This is a genomic window from Variovorax sp. J31P179 (assembly GCF_030316985.1).
Lineage (GTDB): Bacteria > Pseudomonadota > Gammaproteobacteria > Burkholderiales > Burkholderiaceae_C > Variovorax > Variovorax ginsengisoli_B.
Genome location: NZ_JASZYL010000004.1, coordinates 369313 through 391525, shown reverse-complemented (window position 1 = coordinate 391525; position 22213 = coordinate 369313). Strand labels below are relative to the sequence as shown.

At 69.1% G+C, this 22213-nt stretch carries 17 protein-coding genes; 7 read left to right on the top strand and 10 right to left on the bottom strand.

The genetic code is table 11. The annotated features are described in order from the left end of the window. Positions 1-6 precede the first annotated feature (6 nt). Together QTI17_RS12875 and leuS are read right to left on the bottom strand one after the other, a co-directional pair. On the bottom strand, positions 7-510 hold the full coding sequence (locus tag QTI17_RS12875; RefSeq protein ID WP_286533552.1) for an LPS-assembly lipoprotein LptE: 504 nt from the start codon (positions 508-510) through the stop codon (positions 7-9). Next, on the bottom strand, positions 507-3146 hold the full coding sequence (gene leuS, locus QTI17_RS12870) for a leucine--tRNA ligase (protein WP_286533551.1): 2640 nt from the start codon (positions 3144-3146) through the stop codon (positions 507-509). Before leuS ends, QTI17_RS12875 begins: the two co-directional genes overlap by 4 nt. Before the next feature lie 170 nt (positions 3147-3316). Here leuS and QTI17_RS12865 point away from each other — a divergent pair, with 170 nt between their 5' ends. The 6 genes from QTI17_RS12865 to QTI17_RS12840 are packed head-to-tail and all read left to right on the top strand — an operon-like array spanning position 3317 to position 14484. Then, positions 3317-4939, top strand: a complete 1623-nt coding sequence (locus QTI17_RS12865; protein WP_286533550.1) for an alpha-glucosidase — start codon at positions 3317-3319, stop codon at positions 4937-4939. Next, positions 4929-7088: a 1,4-alpha-glucan branching protein GlgB gene (gene glgB / locus QTI17_RS12860; protein ID WP_286533549.1), complete on the top strand. Its 2160-nt coding sequence runs from the start codon at positions 4929-4931 to the stop codon at positions 7086-7088. The genes QTI17_RS12865 and glgB overlap by 11 nt, the downstream gene beginning before the upstream one ends. Positions 7089-7104: 16 nt before the next feature. Next, a complete protein-coding gene (gene glgX, locus QTI17_RS12855; protein WP_286533548.1) occupies positions 7105-9144 on the top strand; it encodes a glycogen debranching protein GlgX in 2040 nt (679 codons plus the stop codon). Between the two features lie 59 nt (positions 9145-9203). Beyond that, positions 9204-10496 (top strand): glucose-1-phosphate adenylyltransferase, encoded by a 1293-nt coding sequence (gene glgC, locus QTI17_RS12850; protein ID WP_286533546.1) that lies wholly within the window; start codon positions 9204-9206, stop codon positions 10494-10496. Between the two features lie 5 nt (positions 10497-10501). Then, positions 10502-11974, top strand: coding sequence for a glycogen synthase GlgA (glgA, locus tag QTI17_RS12845; RefSeq protein ID WP_286533545.1), 1473 nt, complete (start codon positions 10502-10504; stop codon positions 11972-11974). Continuing rightward, entirely contained in the window at positions 11971-14484 is a 2514-nt protein-coding gene (locus tag QTI17_RS12840; protein ID WP_286533544.1) for a glycogen/starch/alpha-glucan phosphorylase, read from the top strand. The genes glgA and QTI17_RS12840 overlap by 4 nt, the downstream gene beginning before the upstream one ends. Here QTI17_RS12840 and QTI17_RS12835 read toward each other — a convergent pair. The 4 genes from QTI17_RS12835 to QTI17_RS12820 all read right to left on the bottom strand — a co-directional run bounded on the left by QTI17_RS12835 (position 14456) and on the right by QTI17_RS12820 (position 17173). Then, positions 14456-14914, bottom strand: a complete 459-nt coding sequence (locus QTI17_RS12835) for an ExbD/TolR family protein (protein ID WP_286533543.1) — start codon at positions 14912-14914, stop codon at positions 14456-14458. The genes QTI17_RS12840 and QTI17_RS12835 overlap by 29 nt on opposite strands. Before the next feature lie 17 nt (positions 14915-14931). Beyond that, a complete protein-coding gene (locus QTI17_RS12830; RefSeq protein WP_286533542.1) occupies positions 14932-15630 on the bottom strand; it encodes a MotA/TolQ/ExbB proton channel family protein in 699 nt (232 codons plus the stop codon). Positions 15631-15708: 78 nt separating this feature from the next. Continuing rightward, positions 15709-16539, bottom strand: a complete 831-nt coding sequence (gene dapB, locus QTI17_RS12825) for a 4-hydroxy-tetrahydrodipicolinate reductase (RefSeq protein ID WP_503011044.1) — start codon at positions 16537-16539, stop codon at positions 15709-15711. 73 nt (positions 16540-16612) lie between these two features. Next, a complete protein-coding gene (locus QTI17_RS12820) occupies positions 16613-17173 on the bottom strand; it encodes an outer membrane protein assembly factor BamE (protein WP_286533541.1) in 561 nt (186 codons plus the stop codon). Positions 17174-17260: 87 nt separating this feature from the next. Here QTI17_RS12820 and fur point away from each other — a divergent pair, with 87 nt between their 5' ends. Continuing rightward, positions 17261-17680 (top strand): ferric iron uptake transcriptional regulator, encoded by a 420-nt coding sequence (gene fur, locus QTI17_RS12815; RefSeq protein ID WP_286533540.1) that lies wholly within the window; start codon positions 17261-17263, stop codon positions 17678-17680. 22 nt (positions 17681-17702) lie between these two features. Here fur and hprK read toward each other — a convergent pair whose 3' ends face one another. The 4 genes from hprK to QTI17_RS12795 form a co-directional block, all read right to left on the bottom strand. Then, positions 17703-18662 carry an HPr(Ser) kinase/phosphatase gene (gene hprK, locus QTI17_RS12810; RefSeq protein ID WP_286510392.1) on the bottom strand — a complete coding sequence of 320 codons (960 nt, stop codon included), beginning with the start codon at positions 18660-18662 and terminating at the stop codon, positions 17703-17705. 28 nt (positions 18663-18690) lie between these two features. Then, complete coding sequence (locus QTI17_RS12805; RefSeq protein ID WP_286372102.1) at positions 18691-19158, bottom strand: PTS sugar transporter subunit IIA; 468 nt, start codon at positions 19156-19158, stop codon at positions 18691-18693. Between the two features lie 90 nt (positions 19159-19248). Beyond that, positions 19249-19578, bottom strand: coding sequence for a ribosome hibernation-promoting factor, HPF/YfiA family (gene hpf, locus QTI17_RS12800; protein ID WP_093381418.1), 330 nt, complete (start codon positions 19576-19578; stop codon positions 19249-19251). Positions 19579-19932: 354 nt separating this feature from the next. Beyond that, the gene (locus QTI17_RS12795; protein ID WP_286533539.1) at positions 19933-22053 is read right to left on the bottom strand and encodes an ATP-dependent helicase; all 2121 of its coding nucleotides are present in this window, start codon (positions 22051-22053) and stop codon (positions 19933-19935) included. Positions 22054-22213: the final 160 nt, after the last annotated feature.

Below are 22213 nucleotides of genomic sequence, written 5' to 3'. Positions count from 1 at the left end.
GGCGGATCAGGAGGTCTTGATCGCGGCCAGCCGGCGCAGCACTTGCTGGGCGATGTCGTTCTGCATGTCGCGATACAGCAGTTCGGCCTCGCCTTCCTTGGCCAGCGCCGCCGTCTCGTTGTAGGTGATGTCGCGCGACTGCTGGATCTCGGTCGGCCCGAGCAATTCCTTGCCGCCCTGGCCCCGCACCCTGAAGCGCAGCGTCAGGATCAGCTGCAGCTCGCGCACCTGGCCGTCGGGCGTGGTCGAGAGCACGATGTTGTTGCGACTCTCGCCCAGGATCTCCAGCACCGCCTCGGCCTTGTCTGCCTGGTCGGCCGGCAACACCTCCAGGGTGCCGGCGGCCCGCAGCTGCCGCCGCAGGTAGTTCGAGAACGCGGAGGTCCCCATCACCGCGATGCTCTTGAACGCGAACTCCGGCGCCTTGCGCAACTCGAAGCCGCAGCCCGCGAGCGCGACAGAAGCCGCCGCGGCCAGAAAGCCGCGACGCGGCAGCGACGGGCCGCTCATAGGACCACGTTCACCAGCCGGCCCGGCACCACGATGACGCGCTTGGCAGCCGCGCCCGCGGCGTGCTGGATGAAATCCTCGCAGGCGAGTGCGATCTTCTCGATCTCCGGCTTGGTCGCCGCGGCCGGCACGCGCAGCGAGCCGCGCAGCTTGCCGTTGATCTGCAGCATCAGTTCGATCTCGTCGCGCGCCAGCGCGCTGGCGTCGACCACCGGCCAGGGCGCATCGAGCAGGCCGCCCTGGTCCTTGTCGTAGCCGAGCTGATGCCAGAGCGCGTGCGCGATGTGCGGTGTCGCCGGGTACAGGCAGCGCAGCAGGATGCCGAAGCCTTCGCGCACCGCGGCGCGGTTGCCGGCGTCGTCCGCGGCCGGCTTGAAGCCTTCCAGCGCGTTGAGCAGCTTCATCGCCCCCGACACCACCGTGTTGTATTGCATGCGCTGGTAGTCGTAGTCGATCTGGCGCAGCACGGTGTGGATCTCGTGGCGCAGCACCTTGGCCTCCTTGCCGAACACGGGCTGGCCCGCCGGTGCCGCCGCGGCGCCGGCGCCATGCTGCGCGACGCCGAAGTTCCAGACCCGGCGCAGGAAGCGGTAGCTGCCTTCGACCGCTGCGTCGTTCCATTCGAGCGTGGCCTCGGGCGGCGCGGTGAACATGGTGTAGAGCCGGGCCGTGTCGGCCCCGTACTTCTCGATCAGGTCCTGCGGGTCGACGCCGTTGCGCTCGGTCTTGCCCATCTTGCCGACGCCGCCGTATTCGAGCTTCGTGCCGTCGGCCAGCGTACCGCCGACGATGCGCCCCTGCGCGTCGAGTTCCGGCGTGACATCAGAGGGCGGGAAGTAGTTCTTGCCGCCCTTCTCGCCCCGGTTGTAGAAGATGTGGTTGAGCACCATGCCCTGCGTCAGCAGCTTGCTGAAGGGCTCGTCGACCTTCACCAGGCCGAGGTCGCGCATGACCTTGGTCCAGAAGCGGGCGTAGAGCAGGTGCAGGATCGCGTGCTCGATGCCGCCGATGTACTGGTCCATCGGCATCCAGTACTTGGCGCCGTCGGCCACCATGGCTTCGTCGTTCGTCGGATCGCAGTAGCGCATGAAGTACCACGAGCTGTCGACGAAGGTGTCCATGGTGTCGGTCTCGCGGCGCGCGGGCTTGCCGCAGACCGGGCACACGACGCCGGCATGGAAGCCTTCGTGCTTGATCAGCGGGTTGCCGTGGCCGTCGGGCACGCAGTCGGTCGGCAGCACCACCGGCAGGTCCTTCTCGGGCACCGGCACCGCGCCGTGCTCTTCGCAGTGGATGATCGGGATCGGCGTGCCCCAGTAGCGCTGCCGGCTCACGCCCCAGTCGCGCAGGCGCCAGGTGGTCTGCATCTCGCCCAAGCCCTTCTGGCCGAGGGCATGGGCCACCGCCTTGACCGCCTCGGCATGGTGCATGCCGCTGAAGTTGTCGGAATTGATGGTCACGCCGCGCTGCTTGTCGGCGTACCAGTCCTGCCAGCGGTGGTAGTCGAAGTGCGGCTCGTCGTCGACCAGCACGACCTGGATGATCTCGATGCCGTACTTGTTGGCGAAGGCGAAGTCGCGCTCGTCATGCGCCGGCACCCCCATCACGGCGCCGTCGCCATAGCTCATCAGCACGTAGTTGCCGACCCAGACCGGGACCTGCTCCTCGGTGATCGGGTGGGTCACGGTGAGGCCGGTGGGCACGCCCTTCTTTTCCTGCGTCGCCAGCTCGGCCTCGGTGGTGCCGCCGCCCTTGGCCTCGGCGATGAAGGCGGCCACCTTGGGGTTGGTCTTCGCGGCATGGACGGCCAGCGGATGCTCGGGCGCCACGGCGCAGAAGGTCACGCCCATGATGGTGTCGGCACGGGTCGTGAAGACGTACATGCGGCCGTCCTGGATCAGGTGGCCCTGGTCGTCCTTGATCTTGTGCGTGAAGGCGAAGCGCACGCCTTCGCTCTTGCCGATCCAGTTCTCCTGCATCAGCTTGACGCGTTCGGGCCAGCCCGGCAACTTGTGCTGGGTGTGCTCGAGCAGTTCCTCGGCGTAGGCGCTGATCTTCAGGTAGTAGCCAGGAATCTCGCGCCGCTCGACCGTCGCGCCGGTGCGCCAGCCCTTGCCGTCGATCACCTGCTCGTTGGCCAGCACGGTCTGGTCGACCGGGTCCCAGTTGACGACCTGGGTCTTGCGGTAGGCGATGCCCTTCTCGAGCATCTTCAGGAACAGCCACTGGTTCCACTTGTAGTAGCTCGGATCGCAGGTGGCGATCTCGCGGCTCCAGTCGATCGCCAGGCCCATGGCCTGGAGCTGGCCCTTCATGTAGCCGATGTTCTCGTAGGTCCATTTCGCCGGTGGAACGCCGTTTTTGAGCGCTGCGTTCTCGGCCGGCAAGCCGAAGGCGTCCCAGCCCATCGGCATCAGGACGTTGTAGCCGCTCATTCGCAGGTAGCGCGTGAGCATGTCGTTGATCGTGTAGTTGCGCACGTGGCCCATGTGCAGCTTGCCGCTGGGGTAGGGCAGCATCGAGCAGGCGTAGTACTTCTTCTTGCGCGTGTCTTCGGTCACGCGGTAGGCATCGGCGGCGGTCCAGTGGGCCTGGGCGGCCGACTCGACATCGGCGGGTTTGTAGCTGGGGTTCATGGGCACTCGACAACAGCCCGGCGCCAGGCGGCCGGGGAAAAGGATTATCGCGGGGTTCTGATACTCGCCCCCAGGTTGGGCTCACTTCATGTAGCCCGTCCACCGCCTGCCTGGGGGCGAGCGGCATGCTTTTCGCATGCCACAATGAATTCGGATTCCTGGGGGCATGCATGGCGAAGGACTGGTGGCGGGGCGCGGTGATCTACCAGATTTACCCGCGCAGCTTCATGGACAGCAACGGCGACGGCATCGGCGATCTGCCGGGTATCACGGGCACTTTGGGCCACGTGGCGGGGCTTGGGGTGGACGCGATCTGGATTTCTCCGTTCTTCCGCTCCCCGATGAAGGATTTCGGCTACGACGTCTCGGACTACCGGGCGGTCGACCCGATCTTCGGCACCCTGGCCGATTTCGACGCCCTGCTGGCCCGGGCCCACGGGCTGGGCCTCAGGATCATCATCGACCAGGTGCTGTCGCACACCTCCGACCAGCACGCCTGGTTCGCCGCCAGCCGGGCCAGCCGCGACAACCCGCAGGCCGACTGGTACGTCTGGGCCGACCCCCAACCCGACGGCACGCCGCCCAACAACTGGCTCTCGGTCTTCGGCGGCTCGGCCTGGCAATGGGACTCGCGGCGGCGCCAGTACTACCTGCACAGTTTCCTGGCCGAGCAGCCAGACCTCAATTTCCATTGCCCCGCTGTCCAGGAGGCGCTGCTGGGCGAGGTGAAGTTCTGGTGCGAGCGCGGCGTCGACGGCTTCCGCTTCGATGCCTGCAACCACCAGTTCCACGATGCGCAATTGCGCGACAACCCGCCGGCCAGCGGTGGGGAGGTGAGCACGGTGCGGGCCGACAACCCCTATGCGATGCAGCAGCACCTGCACGACAAGAGCCAGCCCGAGAACCTGCTGTTTCTCGAAAAGCTGCGCCGGCTGCTCGACGGCTACGGCGCGGTCGCGCTGGGCGAGGTCGGCGACGAGGACGCGCCACCCGTGATGGCGCGCTACACCGAACGCGACAAGCGGCTGCACCTGGCCTACAGCTTCAGCCTGCTGACCAGCGAACACAGCGCGCGCCACCTGCGGACCCAGGTCGAGGCGCTCGACAGCGCCCTGGCCAGGACCGACGGCTGGGGCTGCTGGGCGGTGTCGAACCACGACGTGCCCCGGGTCGCCAGCCGCTGGAACGCCGCCGGCTCGGCCGACACCCGGCGCGACCGGCTCTGGCTGGCGCTGCTGCTGTCCCTGCGCGGCAGCGCCAGCGTCTACCAGGGCGAGGAACTCGGCCTGCCCGAGGCCGAAGTGCCTTTCGAGCTGCTGCAGGACCCGTACGGCCGCGCCTTCTGGCCCGAATTCAAGGGCCGCGACGGCTGCCGCACCCCGATGCCCTGGCGGGCCGACCAGCCGCACGGGGGCTTCACCGACGGGCTGCCCTGGCTGCCGGTATCGGAAGCCCACCTGGCACTGGCGATCGACCAGCAGGCCGGCGATCCGCGCTCGATGCTGCACTACAGCCGCGCCCTGCTGCACTGGCGCCGCACCCAGCCGCTGCTGCGGACCGGCGGCATGCGCTTCTTCGATGCGCCCGAACCCTTGCTGTGGTTCGAGCGGCGCGAAGGTGACAAGGCGCTGCAGGCGGTGTTCAATCTGTCCGACGCACCGGCGACGCTGCAACTGGACGCGCCGTTGGTGCCGCTGTCCGGATCGCCGTTCGGCGGCGCCGGGCTCGACGGCCGCATGCTGACGCTGCCGCCCTATGGCGTTTTCATGGGAGAACCCCCGCATGCTGCCTGAAGCCGAAGTCCGCGCACTGATGCGCGCCGAACATGGCGACCCGTTCGCCGTGCTCGGTCCGCACGAGACGGACGAGGGCTTGTGGGTCCGCGCCCTGCTGCCGGGCGCCCAGTCCGTGGCCGTGCTGCACTCGGGCTCGGGTTGGCCGCTGGCCCAACTCGACCGCCAGGGCGACAGCGACCTCTTCGCCGCTCTGGTGCCGGCCTCGGAGGCCCGGCTCGGCTATCGCTTCGAGGTCGACTGGGGCGCGCACAGATCGGCGCTCGAAGACCCGTATCGATTCCCGCCGGTGCTCGGCGAGACCGACGTCTGGCTGCTGGCCGAGGGCACCCACCTGCGGCCCTACGAGCAGCTCGGCGCCCACCTGCGCGAGATCGACGGCGTGCGCGGCGTCGCCTTCGCGGTCTGGGCGCCGAATGCGCGCCGGGTCTCGGTGGTCGGCGACTTCAACCAGTGGGACGGCCGGCGGCACATGATGCGCCTGCGGCGCGAGTGCGGGGTCTGGGAGATCTTCGCGCCGCACGTGGCACCTGGCGACGCCTACGAATTCGAGCTGCTCTCGGCCCAGGGCCAGGTGCTGCGCAAGGCCGACCCCTTCGGCTTCTCGGCCCGCCTGCGGCCCGACACCGCCTGCGTGGTGCAGCCGCTGCCGGCCCCCGTGGCCCTGCCGGCCGGACGCGCCGAAGCCAACGCGCGCGACGCCGCGATCAGCATCTACGAAGTGCACCTGGGCTCCTGGCGGCGCAAGAACGGCCACGAATGGCTCGACTACCGCGAACTGGCCGACACCCTGGTGCCCTATGCCCGCGACATGGGCTTCACGCACATCGAGCTGCTGCCGGTCAGCGAGCACCCGTTCGACGGTTCCTGGGGCTACCAGCCGATCGGCCTCTATGCGCCGACCTCGCGCTTCGGCACGCCGGGCGACTTCCGCCACTTCGTCGAAGCCGCCCATGCAGCGGGCCTGGGCGTGATCCTCGACTGGGTGCCGGCCCATTTCCCGACCGACGTCCACGGGCTCGCCAACTTCGACGGCACCGCGCTCTACGAGTACGCCGACCCGCGCGAGGGCTTCCACAACGACTGGCAGACGCTGATCTTCAACTATGCGCGGGTCGAGGTGCGCAACTACCTGGTCGGCAACGCGCTGTACTGGCTCGAGCGCTATGGCGTCGACGGCCTGCGGGTCGACGCGGTGGCCTCGATGCTCTACCGCGACTACAGCCGCAAGGCCGGCGAATGGGTGCCGAACGCGCTCGGCGGCCGCGAGAACCTCGAGGCGATCGAGTTCCTGCGCCGCATGAACCGCGTGGTCGGCGTCGAGCGGCCGGGCGCCATGACCCTGGCCGAGGAATCGACCAGTTTCCCGGGTGTGACGCGACCGCCCGAGAACGGCGGCCTCGGCTTCCACTACAAGTGGAACATGGGCTGGATGAACGACACCCTGGCCTATGCCGGGATCAACCCGATCTACCGCAAGCACCATCACCAGCGGATCACCTTCGGCCTGATGTACGCCTTCAGCGAGAACTTCGTGCTGCCGCTGTCGCACGACGAGGTGGTGCACGGCAAGGGCTCGATGATCGGGCGCATGCCCGGCGACAACTGGCAGAAGTTCGCCGGCCTGCGCAACCTGTACGGCTACCTGTGGGCCTACCCGGGCAAGAAGCTGCTGTTCATGGGCGGCGAATTCGCCCAGTTCGCCGAATGGAACGCCGACCGCAGCCTCGACTGGCACCTGCTCGACCAGCCGGCGCACCAGGGAATCCGCCGGCTGGTGCGCGACCTCAACAACGTCTACCGGCACTTCCCGGCGCTGCACGAGCTCGACTGCGAGGGCGAAGGCTTCGAGTGGATCTGCCACGACGACGCCGACCACTCGGTGTTCTCCTTCGTGCGGCGAGCGCGCGACGGCCGCTTCGTGGTGGCGGTGTGCAACTTCACGCCGGTGCCTCGGATGGGCTACCGGCTCGGGATGCCGGCGGACGGCACCTACCGCGAACTCATCAACACCGACAACCACGTCTACGGCGGCAGCGGCGTCGGCAACGGGCCGGTTGCCAGCGAGCCCGTGCCCTGGCATGGCCGGGCGCGCTCGATGGTGATGTCGGTGCCGCCGCTCGGAACCGTGATGTGGGTGCTGGCGTGAGGCCGGGGCAGCGCGCATGAACGACGGCACGCCCCTGCCGCTCGGCGCCACGGCGAGCCCAGAAGGCGTCAATTTCGCGCTCGCCGCACCCAACGCCACGGCCGTGGAGCTGTGCCTGTTCGACGGCACCGGCGCCCACGAGCAGCAGCGCCTGAGGCTGCAGGCCCGGACCGACGGCGTCTGGCACACCCGCCTGCCGGGCGCCCGGCCCGGCCTGGTCTACGGCTGGCGCGTCCATGGCCCCTGGTCGCCCGCCGAGGGGCTGCGCTTCAACCCCGCCAAGCTGCTGCTCGACCCCTACGCGCGCGAGATCGTCGGCAGCTACGGCGGCGAAGACCTGTTCCTCGGCCACGACCCCGCGCAGCCGCTGCAGCGCGATGCGCGCGACAACGCGGCCATCGCGCTCAAGGCCCGCGTCACGACCCCGCTGCCCGCGGCGCCGCCGGGGCGCAGCCGCATCCCGGCCGGCGAACGGGTGCTGTGCGAGGTCCATGTGCGCGGCCAGACCCGCCGCCACCCGGGCGTCCCCGAGGCCCTGCGCGGCAGCTACGCCGGCCTCGCCGAGCCGGTGGTGCTCGACCACCTGCAGCGCCTTGGCGTCACCACGCTGAGCCTGATGCCGGTCCAGCAGCGCGCCGACGAGTCGCGCCTGCTCGCCCTGGGCCTCAGCAACTACTGGGGCTACAGCACGATCGGCTGGTTCGTGCCCGAGGTCCGCTACTGGAGCGGCCGCGCCGGCACCACGCCGGCGAGCGAGTTCCGGGCCCTGGCCGATGCCGTCCATGCACGCGGCATGGAACTGGTGATCGACGTGGTCTACAACCACAGCGCCGAGACCGACGAGCTCGGGCCGACGCTGAGCCTGCGCGGCATCGACAACGCGCTCTACTACCACCTGCGCCCCGACGACCGGGCGCTCTACCAGAACTGGACCGGCTGCGGCAACTGCCTCAACCTGGCCGAGCCCAGGGTGCTCGCGCTGGTGATGGACAGCCTGCGCTACTGGGTCTGCGAGCTCGGCGTCGACGGCTTCCGCTTCGACCTCGCACCGGTGCTCGCGCGCCGCGCCGACGGCGACTTCGATCCTCGCGCGCCCTTGCTCGCGGCCATCGCGCAGGACCCGGTGCTGGCGCGCACCCTGCTGATCGCCGAACCCTGGGACATCGGCCCAGGCGGCTACCGGCTCGGCGAGTTCCCGGCCGGCTGGCTCGAATGGAACGACCGCTTCCGCGATGTGCAGCGCGGCTTCTGGCTGCAGGGCAGCGAGGGCCTCGGCGAATTCGCCCATCGCTTCGCGGCCTCGAGCGACGACTTCAGGCGCAACGCCCGCGCGCCCACGGCCAGCGTCAACTTCATCACCGCGCACGACGGCTTCACGCTGCGCGACCTGCTGAGCTACAACGAGCGTCACAACCTGGCCAACGGCGAGGGCAACCGCGACGGCAGCGGCCACAACCTGAGCCGCAATTGCGGCGTCGAGGGCGAGACCGACGACCCCGCCGTGCGCGCCGAGCGGCGGCGCCTGCAACGGGTGCTGATGGCCGTGCTTCTGCTGTCGCAGGGGACGCCGATGCTGCTGGCCGGCGACGAAATCGGCCATACCCAGCGCGGCAACAACAACGCCTACTGCCAGGACAACGACATCACCTGGCTCGACTGGGACCGTGCCGACGGCGCCATGACAGCCTTCGTCGCCCGCCTGCTGGCGCTGCGCCGCGAAGCCGCTCCCCTGCGCAGCACGCTGTGGTGGCCGGCCGAGCCCGCGCCCGGCACCACCGCGCTGCGCTGGCTGGCCCCGGAGGGCGACGCGATGCGCAATGAAGACTGGCAGGCCGGCGAGCGCCGTGCAATGGCCATCCTGTTCGAGGCGCCGTCGCCCGCCGAGCGCTGGATGGTGATGCTGAATGCCGGCACCGCCCCGGTCGCATTCACCCTGCCGCCGGGGCGCTGGACCTGCCGGCTGGCCAGCGACGCGGCCGACGACGAGGCCGCGGCCCAGCCCCTCGATGCGACCCAGACCCTGGCGCCGGGCAGCCTCTGGGTCGCAAAAACATGAAGGCGCCGGCACCACGGTGCTAGGCTGGAATCACCCGAGAAAACCAACGGAGACATCTGATGGAAAACATCGCGCAACCCACCCTGCAGGCCCACCAACTCGTTCGCCGCACCATCGCCCTGGTGCTGGCCGGCGGCCGGGGCTCCCGGCTCAAGCAGCTCACCGACCGGCGGGCCAAGCCGGCGGTCTATTTCGGCGGCAAGTTCCGCATCATCGATTTCGCGCTGTCGAACTGCCTAAACTCGGGCATCCGGCGGATGGCCGTGGTGACGCAGTACAAGTCGCACTCGCTGATGCGCCACCTGCAGCGCGGCTGGAGCTTCCTGCGCGCCGAACTCAACGAGATGGTTGACGTGCTGCCGGCCCAGCAGCGCGTCGGCGACGAGCACTGGTACCGCGGCACGGCCGACGCCGTCTACCAGAACCTCGACATCATCCAGACCCGCTCGACGCCGCATGACTACGTCGTGGTGCTGGCCGGCGACCACGTCTACAAGATGGACTACTCGATCATGCTGACCGACCACGTCGCCAGCGGCCGCGGCTGCACGGTCGGTTGCATCGAGGTGCCGCGCATGGAGGCCACGGCCTTCGGCGTGATGGATGTCGACGAGAACCGCAACATCACGGCCTTCCTCGAGAAGCCCGCCGACCCGCCGGCCATGCCGGGTAAGCCCGACATGGCGCTGGCCAGCATGGGCATCTACGTCTTCGATTCCGAATACCTCTACCAACTGCTCGAGGAGGACAGCGCCAACCCCGTCTCGGACCACGACTTCGGCAAGGACATCATCCCGCGCGCGGTCGCCGAAGGGCGGGCGCTGGCCCATCCTTTCGGCATGTCCTGCGTGACCCGGGCCAGCCGCGGCCCCGACGCGGCCGCCTACTGGCGTGACGTGGGCACGATTGATGCATTCTGGGCAGCCAACCTCGACCTGGCCTCGATCACCCCGGAGCTCGACATTTATGACACCGACTGGCCCATCTGGACCTACCAGCGGCAGCTGCCGCCGGCCAAGTTCGTGCTCGATCGCGACGGCAAGCACGGCATGACGGTCAACACCATCGTCTCGGGCGGCTGCATCGTCTCGGGCTCCAAGGTCAGCAGCTCGGTGCTGTTCTCGGGCGTGCGCATCCATTCGTTCTGCGACATCAACGAAGCCGTGCTGCTTCCCGACGTCGAGGTCGGCCGCGCCTGCCGGCTCAACAAGGTCGTGATCGACCGCGCCTGCGTGATCCCCGACGAGATGGTGATCGGCGAGGACCCGGTCGCCGACGCCGCACGCTTCGAGCGCACCGAGGGCGGGGTGGTGCTGGTGACGCGCGAGATGCTCAAGCGACTGGCCTCCTGACGACGATGAGGATCCTCCAGGTCAGCGCCGAACTGTTTCCCCTGCTCAAGACCGGAGGGCTGGCCGACATCGCCGGCGCCCTGCCGCTGGCGCTGATGGCGGCCGGCCAGGAGGCGCGGGTGCTGCTTCCGGGCTTCCCGGCCATCCTCGCCGGCGTCGCCGATGCGGCGCCGGTGGCCGAGCTGACCGCGCCCTGGGGCGAACGGGCACGGCTGCTGCTCGGCCGGATCGCCACCACCGGCGCGCCCGACACGCCGGCCTACGTCATCGATGCGCCGGCGCTCTACGACCGCCCCGGCAATCCCTATGAGGACCCGCGCCGCCAGCCCTATGCCGACAACCACCGGCGTTTCGCGCTGCTCGGCTGGGCCGCGGCACAGCTGGCCCAGGGGCTCGACCCCGGCTGGCAGCCCGACATCGTGCATGCGCACGACTGGCACGCCGCCCTGGCGCCGGCCTACATGGCCTTCGCGCCGCGCGGGCGCCGGCCGCGCGCCGGCAGCGTCTTCACGGTCCACAACCTGGCCTACCAGGGCCTGTTCGCCGCTTCGCATTTCGCCGAGCTCGGCCTGCCGCCCGCGGCCTTCTCGATCGACGGCCTTGAATATCACGGGCAGCTGTCGTTCATGAAGGGCGGCCTGTGCTTCGCCGACCGCCTCACGACCGTCAGCCCGACCTACGCGCGCGAGATCCAGACGCCCGAGCAAGGCTGCGGCCTCGACGGCCTGCTGCGCAGCCGGGCCGAGGTGCTGACCGGCATCCTCAACGCGGTCGACGACCAGGTCTGGAACCCGGCCACCGACGCGCTGATTCCGCACCGCTACGACCTGCGCCGGATGACCGGCAAGGTGCGCAACAAGGCGGCGCTCCAGGAAGAGCTCGGCCTCGCGCCCCAGACCCATGCCCCGCTGTTCGTGCTGGTCAGCCGGCTGACCGAGCAGAAGGGCCTGCACCTGGTGCTCGAAGGCCTCGACGGGCTGCTCGCACAAGGCGGCCAGCTGGCCCTGCTGGGCAGCGGCGACGCCTGGCTCGAGGCGGCGTTCAAGCAACGCGCGGCCCACGCGCCGCAGTCGGTCAGCGTCACGCTGGGCTACAGCGAAGCGACCGCCCACCGGCTGTTCGGCGCCGGCGACGTCACGCTGGTGCCCTCGCTGTTCGAGCCCTGCGGCCTGACCCAGATGTACGGGCTGAAGTACGGCAGCCTGCCGCTGGTGCACCGGATCGGCGGCCTGGCCGACACGGTGGTCGACGCCACGCTCGAGGACATGGCCGGCGGCCTGGCCACCGGCTTCTCGTTCGACACCTTCGGCAACGAAGGCTACGCACGCGCGGTGCGCCGCGCGTTCGCCCTCTTCCAGCGCCCGGCCGACTGGCGCGCCGTGCGCGCCAGCGCCATGCGCCGCCCCGCCGACTGGGGCAGCGCCGCCGCCGAATACCTCGGCGTCTATGCCGAAGCCCTCCCACGCGAATCACCATGAACATCGAAGACTTCAAATACGACCACCCCGACCGAGACGTCGCAGCCTTCAAGCGCGCGGTCGCCAACAAGCTCATCTATGCGGTCGGCAAGGACCCGTTCGCCGCCAGCCCCGACGACTGGCTGCACGCCACCGCGCTGGCGGTGCGCGACCAGCTGGTCGAGCGCTGGATGGGCACCACGCGGGCGCAGTACGCGCAGAAGCTCAAGCGCGTCTACTACATGTCGATGGAGTTCCTGATCGGGCGCACCTTCACCAACGCGCTGCTGGCGCTCGAGCTGCAGGGCACCGTGAAGCAGGCGCTGGCCGACTTCGGGGTCGACATCCAGGCGCTGTCCGAGCGCGAACCCGACGCCGCCCTGGGCAACGGCGGCCTCGGCCGGCTGGCGGCCTGCTTCCTCGACTCGATGGCCACGCTCGGCGTGCCGGGCATGGGCTACGGCATCCGCTACGAATACGGCATGTTCCGCCAGCGCATCGTCGATGGCCAGCAGGTCGAGCAGCCCGACTACTGGCTCACGCGCGGCAACCCCTGGGAGTTCCAGCGGCCCGAAGTCACCTTCCGCGTGCGCTTCGGCGGCCACGTGCAGCGGCGCGAGGGCATCCACGCGCCCTATGGCGCGGCCAACTGGGTCGACACCCACGACGTGCTGGCGATGGCCTACGACACCATCATCCCGGGCTACGGCACCCAGGCCACCAACACGCTGCGCCTGTGGTCGGCCAAGGCCACCGAGGAGATCGACCTGTCGGCCTTCAACCGCGGCAACTACATGGAGGCCGTGGAGAGCAAGAACCACTCCGAGAACGTCTCGCGCGTGCTCTATCCCGACGACTCCACGCCCTCCGGCCGCGAGCTGCGGCTGCACCAGGAATACTTCTTCGTCAGCGCCAGCGTGCAGGACCTGCTGCGCCGCTACCTGCGCAACCACACCACCTTCGACGACCTGCCCGACCAGGTCAGCATCCATCTCAACGACACCCATCCGGTGCTGGCGGTGCCCGAGCTGATGCGCCTCCTGATCGACGAGCACAACCTGCCCTGGGACACCGCCTGGGCCCACACGCAGAAGGTGTTCAGCTACACCAACCACACGCTGATGCACGAGGCGCTCGAGACCTGGCCGGTCGAGATGTTCGGCCGCATCCTGCCGCGCCACCTGCAGATCCTGTTCGACATGAATTCGCGCTTCCTGGCCGAAGTCACCCAGGCCCACGGGCACGATGTCGAGCTGCTGCGGCGGCTCTCGCTGATCGACGAATCGGGCGAGCGGCGGGTGCGCATGGCCTACGTGGCGGTGCTCGCGAGCCACTCGATCAACGGCGTCTCGGGGCTGCACTCGGAGCTCATGAAACAGTCGATCTTCGCCGACTTCAACTCCCTGTTTCCCGAGCGCTTCAACAACAAGACCAACGGCGTCACGCCGCGGCGCTGGCTGGCGCAGGCCAATCCGCCGCTGGCCGCGTTGCTCGATGCCCGCATCGGCCGCGGCTGGCGGCGCGACCTGACGCAATTGCAGGCGCTGCGGCCGATGGCGCAGCAGCCGGCCTTCGTGCGGGCCTTTCGCCATGCCAAGCGCGAGAACAAGCTGCGGCTGGCCAACTGGGTCGACGAGCACCTGCGCATCGACATCGACACCGACGCGCTGTTCGACGTCCAGGTCAAGCGCATGCACGAGTACAAGCGGCAGCTGCTCAACGTGCTGCACGTGGTCACGCGCTACCACCGCATCCTTGCCGATCCGACGGCCGGCCATGTGCCGCGCGTGATCGTGTTCGCCGGCAAGGCGGCCTCGGCCTACCAGATGGCCAAGCTGGTGATCCGGCTGATCAACGACGTGGCCAAGGTGATCAACGAGGACGAGCGGGTCGGCAAGCTGCTGAAGGTGGTGTTCCTGCCGAACTACAGCGTCAGCCTGGCCGAGATCATCATGCCCGCGGCCGACCTGTCGGAGCAGATCTCGACCGCCGGCACCGAGGCGTCCGGCACCGGCAACATGAAATTCGCGCTCAACGGCGCGCTGACCATCGGCACGCTGGACGGCGCCAACGTCGAGATGCGCGACAACGTCGGCGCCGAGAACTTCTTCATCTTCGGCAACACCACGCCGGAGGTGGCCCAGATCCGCGCCACCGGCTACCACCCGCGCGGCATCTACGAAGCCGACCCGGAACTGCAGCGCACGCTGGACAGCATCCGCGACGGCCTGTTCTCGCCCGCCGAGCCGGCACGCTACCAGCAGATCTTCGACGCCCTGGTGAGCTGGGGCGACCACTACCTGCTGCTGGCCGACTACGCGAGCTACATCGCGGCCCAGGCCCGGGTCGATGCGCTGTACCGCGACGCCGATGCCTGGACCCGGATGGCGATCCTCAACGTGGCGGGCATGGGCGAGTTCTCGTCGGACCGCACCATCGCGCAGTACGCGCACGAGATCTGGAAGACCAGGCCAGTGACGCTGGGGCCGGCCTCGGAGGCCGCTACGGCTTCTTCGGCGGCGCCTCGGTGACGAAGCCGATGCGGCTCAAGCCGGCCTTGTTGGCGATGCCCATCAGCTCGACCACGCGGCCGTAAGGCACGCTCTGGTCGGCACGCAGCTGCACCTCGGTGTCGCGGCTGCCGGCCGCGGCCTTGGCCAGGCCGGCGGCGAGTTCGTCGGTGCTGACCGCCTGGTCGTTCAGGTACACCTTGCCCGCCGCATCGACCACCAGCGTGACGAACCTGGGCGTGTCGTTGGGCTGGCCGGCGTCGGTGCGCGGCAGGTCGAGCTTGATCGAGCTGGCCATCAGCGGCGCAGTGATGATGAAGATCACCAGCAGCACCAGCATCACGTCGACCAGCGGCGTGACGTTGATGTCCGACAGCGGCCGCTGGCCGCCGGCGCCGGTCGAGCGGCCGCCGCTGGCGGCGCTGCCGAGCGAGGTGCGACCGAAGGCCATGTGCGGGCTCCTGGCGCCTAGGCCGGCATCGGCCGCGCCGGCGGCAGGGGGGCCTCCCGCGATGCAGGCTCGCCGAACATGCCGAGCAGGTCGTGGGCAAAGCCCTCGAGCTCGGCCTCGATGCGGCCGACCACCCGGCCGAAGACGTTGTACGCCAGCACCGCCGGGATCGCGACCGCCAGGCCGAAGGCGGTCATGATGAGTGCCTCGCCGACCGGCCCCGCCACCTTGTCGATGGTGAAGCCGCCGGTCTCGGCGGCAATGGCCACCAGCGCGCCGTAGATGCCCCAGACGGTGCCGAGCAGCCCCACGAAGGGCGCCGTGGCGCCGACCGTGGCCAGCAGGATCTGACCGGCCTGCAGTCGGCGCAGGGCCGCGTGCAGGGCGTCGCGAAGGATCCGTGTCAGGCGCTGGGTGCGGTCGACCTTGCCGCCGAGCGTCGCGCTCTCGGCCGGCAGCGCCAGCCGGTTCAGGGCGCGCACCGCCGGCAGCACCATCAATGCCCGGTCGAAGGCTTGCAGGCGCGCCTCGGCGTCCTGCAGCGAAGCCGACTGCCAGAAGGCCGCAATGCTGCGCAGCACGTCGCGCGTGCCCCCGCGCAGCAGCCAGGCCTTCCAGAGGATCACGACCCAGCTCGCCACCGACATCGCGAGCAGCAGCGCCGCCACCGCGCGGCTGACCCCGTCGCCATGGCGGAGCAACTCGAGGATGCTCATTGAATGACCTCCGTGCTTCGCACTGCGGTGCGAGCCCCCTTCGGAACGGCCGGGCGCGGGCTCATGCCGGCTCGGTCCTCAGCGCAGGCCGAGGACGTCGAACATGTCGAACAGGCCCGCCTTCTGGCCGGCCAGGAAGCGCACCGCACGCAGGCTGCCCTGGACGTAGGTCGCGCGGCTGGACGACTTGTGGCTGATCTCGATGCGCTCGCCGGTGCCGGCGAACAGCACGGTGTGATCGCCGACGATGTCGCCGCCGCGGATCGCCGAGAAGCCGATGCTCGAGGGATCGCGCTCGCCGGTGATGCCCTCGCGCGCGTAGACCGCGCAGTCCTTGAGGTCGCGGCCCAGCGCCTGGGCGATCACCTCGCCCATCTTGAGCGCGGTGCCCGAGGGCGCATCGACCTTGTGGCGGTGGTGGGCCTCGATGATCTCGATGTCGTAGCCGGTGGCGAGCGCCTTGGCCGCCATCTCGAGCAGCTTCAGCGTGACATTGACGCCGACGCTCATGTTGGGCGCCATCATGATCGCGATGTCCTGGGCGGCATCGGCGATCTCGGCCTTCTGGGCGTCGCTGAAGCCGGTGGTGCCGATCACCATCTGCACCCCGAGTTCGCGGCACACCGCCAGGTGCGCGAGCGTGCCCTCGGGCCGCGTGAAATCGATCAGCACCTGTGCATCGGCGAGGCCGGCGCGCAGGTCGGAGACGATCGGCACGCCGCTCGCGGCACCGAGGAAGGCCGTGGCGTCGGTGCCGATCGCCGGGCCGCCGGCGACATCCAGCGCACCGGCCAGGCGGCAATCGGGCGTCTGGCGCACGGCCTCGATCAGCATGTGGCCCATGCGGCCGGAAGCGCCGGCGATCGCCACGCGCCGGAGTGGGGAATTGGAAGCGGAGGAGTCGGTCACGCGTTTCAGCCTCTGGAAATGCGGAAGAACGGAAAGGAGCAGGCAGGCCGGTGGTCCCGGCCAGGGTGCGCGCTCAGCGCGTCGGTTCGAGCGGCGGGTAGACCGCCGGCAATGGCGGCTGCGGCGCGGCGGGTGCCGGCTGGCCTTCCGCCGGTTTTTCCTTGGGCGGATCGAACTTCTTGAGCTGGTCGTCGGTCGCCTCGAGCGGCGGCACCGAGCCACGGCGCTTGCGGGTGTCGAGCTGGGCGACGAATTCCTCTTCGCTCGGCATCGGGTCGCCCTCGAAGCGCTCGAGCAGTTCGCCGTTGAAATACAGCGTCAGGCGGCGCTGCTGGGCCTCGACGCCCTGGCGCCGGATCGTGAATACGTAGTCCCAGCGGTTGGAATGGAAGACGTCGGTCAGCAGCGAGGTGCCGAGGACTTCGCGCACCTGCTGGCGCGACATGCCGGGCTTGAGGGCTGCGACCTGCTCCTTGGACACGAAATTGCCTTGGACCACCTCGACCTTGTAGGGCGTGACGGCCGTGAGTGCACCGCGCGCGCTGTCGCCGACACTGCTGCAGGCGCCCAGGCACAGGCTCGCGGCGACGGCGCCGAGGAGCAGCCATGGGCGGCGTTGGGAAATGGCGGGCATGGGAAAAGGGTTGGGCGATATGATCGAATCATTGTAGCGGCTGGCCCCCGGCGGGCCTCGCCCGCCTGGCCGGCGGAGGAACGACCCATGGGCAACATCGACGAACTCAAGAACACCGGCCTCAAGGCCACCCTGCCACGCCTGAAGATCCTCGAGATCTTCCAGAACGGCAACCAGCGCCACATGACCGCGGAAGACGTCTTCCGCGTGCTGCTCAACGACCACTCCGACATCGGCCTGGCCACGGTCTACCGCGTGCTGACGCAGTTCGAGCAGGCCGGCATCCTGGAGCGCAGCCACTTCGAGAGCGGCAAGGCGGTCTACGAGCTCAACGAAGGCAAGCACCACGACCACCTGGTGTGCACCGGCTGCGGCAAGGTCGAGGAGTTCTACGACGCCGAGATCGAGCGGCGCCAGCAAATGATCGCCAAGGACAAGGGCTGGATCCTGCAGGACCACGCCATGTCGCTCTACGGCCTCTGCGCCGATTGCGTAAGCAAGCGCTGACTCTCGTTCGCCCCCGGACGGGTCAATCGTCGTCGCGTGCGCTTTCCATCGCCTTGTGGTGGCGGGCGACGAAATCGGCATAGGTATCGATGCCGCGCAGCTGCAGGATCGAATTGCGCACCGCGGCCTCGACCAGCACCGCGATGTTGCGCCCGGCCACCACCTGGATGATCACCTTGCGCACCGGGATGCCCAGCACGTCCTGGGTCAGCGGCGCCGAGGGCATGCGCTCGTAGTCGCGCTCGAAGCTGTCGCGCCGCACCAGGTGCACGATCAGCTTGAGGCGCATCTTCCGGCGCACGGCGGTCTCGCCGAAGATCGCCCGGATGTCCAGCAGGCCGATGCCGCGCACCTCCAGCAGGTTCTGCAGCAGTTCGGGGCAGCGGCCCTCCAGCGTGGTCTGGTTGATGCGATAGAGGTCGACCGCGTCGTCGGCCACCAGCCCGTTGCCGCGCGAGATCAGCTCCAGGCCGAGTTCGCTCTTGCCGAGCCCCGATTCGCCCGTGATCATCACGCCCAGGCCCAGGATGTCCATGAAGACGCCGTGCATCGAGGTGCGCTCGGCGAAATGCTTCGACAGGTAGGCCCGCAGCAGGTCGATCACGAAGGCCGACGACTCGCGGGTCGCGAACAGCGGCAGCTGGGCGCGCTCGCAGATCGACAGCAGCTCGTCGGGCGCCGGCTGGCCGTCGGCCAGCACCAGCATCGGCGGCTCCAGCGTGACGATGCGCGCGATCCGCCGGGCGGTGTCCTGGAGCGTGCCGCGGGTCAGGTAGGCGACTTCGCGGGCGCCGAGGATCTGGACCCGGTACGGGTGGATGTAGTTGAGATAGCCGACCAGGTCGGCGGCCGACTGGGCGCGGCTGATGACGTCGGGGTCGAACTGCCGTTCGGAGGCGCCGAGCCCGGCCAGCCACTCCCAGCGCAGCGAGCCGCGGAACTCCTCGAACATCGCATCGGCGCTGATGACGGTCGGCTTCATGTCCGAACCCGTCCGGCGCCGAAGAGGTTCAAGCCACCTGTGCGGACTGCCATCCGGCGATCAGGGCGTGCAGTGCCGCCGCATCGGTGCTGGACTTGATCTGCTCGCGCAGATTGGCATCGCTCAGCAGCTCGGCGATTTCCGAGAGTATTTCCAGATGTTTCTGGGTCGCGGCTTCCGGCACCAGAAGGAAGATCAGCAGCACGACCGGTTGTTCGTCCGGGGCGTCGAAGCCGATCGCGTTGGCGAGCTGGAACACAGCGGCCATCGGCGACTTGAGGCCCTTGATGCGGCCGTGGGGGATCGCCACGCCGTGGCCGAGACCGGTCGAGCCCAGGCGCTCGCGCGCAAACAGGCTGTCGGTGATCAGGGCACGCCCGAGACCGTGCAGGTTCTCGAACAAAAGCCCTGCTTCTTCGAAAGCACGCTTCTTGCTAGTGGCGTCGACGCTCACGAGCACTTGAGCGGGCGGCAGGATGGACGCGAGTCGGTTCATGTTGGGGCGGGGGCGATTATGCACCCACCCTGAAAAAAGCAAAGGGCCGCCTGATGGCGGCCCGCAAGAGTATTTGCCCGAACAGCGGAACTACATCACGCGCTTGGGGGCGGCGTGGTGGTGATCCTGCAGGCGGTCCTTGTGGCGCACGACCTGGCGGTCGAGCTTGTCGACCAGTTCGTCGACGGCGGCATAGAGATCAGCGTGGCTCGATTCCGCGAACATGTCGTTGCCCTTGACGTGGATATTGCATTCGGCCCGTTGCCGGCGTTCCTTTTCCTTCTGCTTTTCCACCGTGAGGATCACCTTCACATCGACCACCTGGTCGAAATGCCGGGTGATCCGGTCCAGCTTGCTCGTAACGTAGTTGCGCAAAGCAGGTGTGACGTCGAGGTGATGACCGCTGATCGTCAAATTCATGAATGACCTCCTGGAATTGACGGTTGGGGAAATAGCCGCGCCCCTGGAAGTAGAGGCGTGGCCGGGGAAACGAGAGGGGAATGAGGGGAGGGAGAGAGAGGGGAAAGAAGGGAAAGAGGGGGAGGGAGAGAGAGGCTTCGGGTCACTATGCCCATGCTGTCATCGAATTGCAATCCCTTCGTGCCAGGGGTCTGCGCCAGATCAAATGCAGTTTGTCACACGCTATCGATTTGATAGCCAACAAGCGCCGGGCGGCGCGGCCGACCGGCGCCACTGGAAACAAACCCAGGCTCCGGCGAAGGGGCTTTCGACCCCGCAGTCCGAAGGGACAGGAAGCCGCCGCCGGACACGCGTTCAGCGCCAGGCGGCGCGCATCCGGCTCAGCAGGTCGATCGTGGCGGCCGGCGGCGGCACGTGGGGCGCGCGCTCGGGCGGCGGCGGCCAGGTCTGCTGCTCGAAGCGCTGGGCATCGGCGGCGGGAATGAAGCGGGTGCGGCCCGCGTACAGGTGGCGGTCGCCGCGCGCCGCCTGCTGCGTCACGTAGAAGCGCTGCGGCACCAGCAGGTGCAGGTGGTCGCGGGCACGGGTCATGGCGACGTACAGCAGCCGGCGCTCTTCTTCGAGCTCGCGGGCGCCCTGCGCCACGTCGGCCGGGATGCAGCCGTCGACCACGTTGAGCACGTGGACCGACTTCCACTCCTGGCCCTTGGCGGAGTGGATGGTCGACAGGATCAGGTAGTCCTCGTCGAGCAGCGGCGGGCCGGGGCGGTCGCTGGTGGCCTCGGGCGGGTCGAGCGTGAGCTCGGTCAGGAAGCGCTCGCGCGAGCCGTAGCCGGCGGCCAGCCGGGCCAGCTGCTCGACGTCGCCGCGCCGCACGGCGGCATCGTCGTGAAGCCGCTCCAGGTGCGGGAGGTACCAGTCGAGCGCCAGTTCCATGTCGGCCGGCCAGGACAGCCCCGGGGCGCGCAGCGCGGCGTAGGTGACCGCGAAACGGGTCCATTCGACCTGCGCCGCGGCCGGCGGCACGAAGTCCTGCACTGCGGCGCCCGGATCGCCCGCCCGGTCCATGGCATCGAGCAGCCGCGCCGAGCTGACCGGGCCGATCCCCGGGATCATCTGGGTGACCCGGAAGCCGGCCATCCGGCCGCGCGGATTCTGGGCGAAACGCAGCACCGCGAGCAGGTCCTTGACGTGGGCCGCCTCCAGGAACTTGAGCCCCCCGTATTTCACGTAGGGGATGTTGCGCCGCGCCAGTTCCAGCTCGAGCGCGGCGCTGTGGCTGGAGGTGCGGAACAGCACCGCCTGCGACTTCAGCGCCAGGCCGCCCTCGCGGTGGGCCAGCACCCGGTCGGCGACCCAGCAGGCCTGCTGCGCTTCGTCGGGCACCAGCACCAGCTGCGGCCTGCCGGCCGAGGGCTTGTCGGTCCACAGGGTCTTGGCGTGCCGTTCGGCGGCGCCGGCGATGAGCGCATTGGAGACGTCGAGGATCGGCTGGGTCGACCGGTAGTTGCGCTCCAGCGTGACGATCCGCGCCGGCTGGCCGAATTGATGCGGGAAGTCGAGGATGTTGCGGACCGTGGCGCCACGGAACGAATAGATCGACTGGGCGTCGTCCCCGACCACGGTCAGGCCGCGGCCATCGGGCTTCATGGCACGCAGGATGGCGGCCTGAAGCAGGTTGGTGTCCTGGTATTCGTCGACCAGCACGTGGTCGAATCGGCCCCCCACCTGCTCGGCCAGCGCGGGCTCGGCGACCATCGCCGACCAGTAGAGGAGCAGGTCGTCGTAGTCGAGCACCTGTTGCTGCTGCTTGGCCTCGACGTAGGCGCCGAACAGCCGCTTGAGCTCGGCCTCCCATTCGGCGCACCAGGGGAAGGCCTCTTTCAGCACCTCGGCCAGTGGCGCGCAGGTGTTGACCGTGCGCGAATAGATCGACAGGCAGGTGCCCTTCTGCGGAAAGCGCCGCGTGCTGGACGACAGGCCGAGGTCGTGGCGCACCAATCCCATGAGGTCCTCGGCGTCGCCGCGGTCATGGATGGTGAAGTTCTCGCTCAGGCCGATCTGCGCCGCGTACGCGCGCAGCAGCCGGGCGCCGATGCCGTGGAAGGTGCCGGCCCAGGGCAGTGCCGGCGGCGTCTGCGAGGCCAGGCCCAGCACGCGCTGCAGCACCTGGCCGGCGCGGCGCTCCATCTCCTGCGCCGCGCGGCGGGAGAAGGTCAGCAGCAGGAGGCGCTGCGGGTCGGCGCCGCCGGCGATCAGGTGCGCCACGCGGTGCGCCAGCGTGCTGGTCTTGCCCGAGCCGGCGCCGGCGATCACCAGCAGCGGGCGCGGGTCCTGCTGCCCCGGGTCCAGGGCGGCGTCGACGCCGTGCAGGACCGCGGCGCGCTGGGCCTCGTTGAGGGTCGCGAGCGCTTCAGCCAGCCGCTCGGCCTGGCTTCCGGCCGCGGTGGGAAGAGGGGTGGCAAGGCGCTGCATCGACGCAACTGTACTGTATGTCCGTCCAGTCGGACAGCGGCGGCGCCGGGGACCGGATGACATAATCGCGCCTCGCTGCAACCGGAGACTCGCGCATGGAAATCGATCCGTCTCGGCAGCTTTCACTTCCCCTCTGACGCGCCGTTGGCGAGGGAGTTGA

What these genes read in the sequence shown, in the direction of transcription:
- QTI17_RS12830 (WP_286533542.1), bottom strand. Translation starts at nt 15,630, where the DNA reads ATGAGCATCCTCGAGTTGCTCCGCCATGGCGACGGGGTCAGCCGCGCG.
- glgC (WP_286533546.1), top strand. Translation starts at nt 9,204, where the DNA reads ATGGAAAACATCGCGCAACCCACCCTGCAGGCCCACCAACTCGTTCGC.
- QTI17_RS12840 (WP_286533544.1), top strand. Translation starts at nt 11,971, where the DNA reads ATGAACATCGAAGACTTCAAATACGACCACCCCGACCGAGACGTCGCA.
- QTI17_RS12865 (WP_286533550.1), top strand. Translation starts at nt 3,317, where the DNA reads ATGGCGAAGGACTGGTGGCGGGGCGCGGTGATCTACCAGATTTACCCG.
- QTI17_RS12875 (WP_286533552.1), bottom strand. Translation starts at nt 510, where the DNA reads ATGAGCGGCCCGTCGCTGCCGCGTCGCGGCTTTCTGGCCGCGGCGGCT.
- glgA (WP_286533545.1), top strand. Translation starts at nt 10,502, where the DNA reads ATGAGGATCCTCCAGGTCAGCGCCGAACTGTTTCCCCTGCTCAAGACC.
- hpf (WP_093381418.1), bottom strand. Translation starts at nt 19,578, where the DNA reads ATGAATTTGACGATCAGCGGTCATCACCTCGACGTCACACCTGCTTTG.
- hprK (WP_286510392.1), bottom strand. Translation starts at nt 18,662, where the DNA reads ATGAAGCCGACCGTCATCAGCGCCGATGCGATGTTCGAGGAGTTCCGC.
- QTI17_RS12805 (WP_286372102.1), bottom strand. Translation starts at nt 19,158, where the DNA reads ATGAACCGACTCGCGTCCATCCTGCCGCCCGCTCAAGTGCTCGTGAGC.
- leuS (WP_286533551.1), bottom strand. Translation starts at nt 3,146, where the DNA reads ATGAACCCCAGCTACAAACCCGCCGATGTCGAGTCGGCCGCCCAGGCC.
- QTI17_RS12820 (WP_286533541.1), bottom strand. Translation starts at nt 17,173, where the DNA reads ATGCCCGCCATTTCCCAACGCCGCCCATGGCTGCTCCTCGGCGCCGTC.
- glgB (WP_286533549.1), top strand. Translation starts at nt 4,929, where the DNA reads ATGCTGCCTGAAGCCGAAGTCCGCGCACTGATGCGCGCCGAACATGGC.
- glgX (WP_286533548.1), top strand. Translation starts at nt 7,105, where the DNA reads ATGAACGACGGCACGCCCCTGCCGCTCGGCGCCACGGCGAGCCCAGAA.
- fur (WP_286533540.1), top strand. Translation starts at nt 17,261, where the DNA reads ATGGGCAACATCGACGAACTCAAGAACACCGGCCTCAAGGCCACCCTG.
- QTI17_RS12795 (WP_286533539.1), bottom strand. Translation starts at nt 22,053, where the DNA reads ATGCAGCGCCTTGCCACCCCTCTTCCCACCGCGGCCGGAAGCCAGGCC.
- QTI17_RS12835 (WP_286533543.1), bottom strand. Translation starts at nt 14,914, where the DNA reads ATGGCCTTCGGTCGCACCTCGCTCGGCAGCGCCGCCAGCGGCGGCCGC.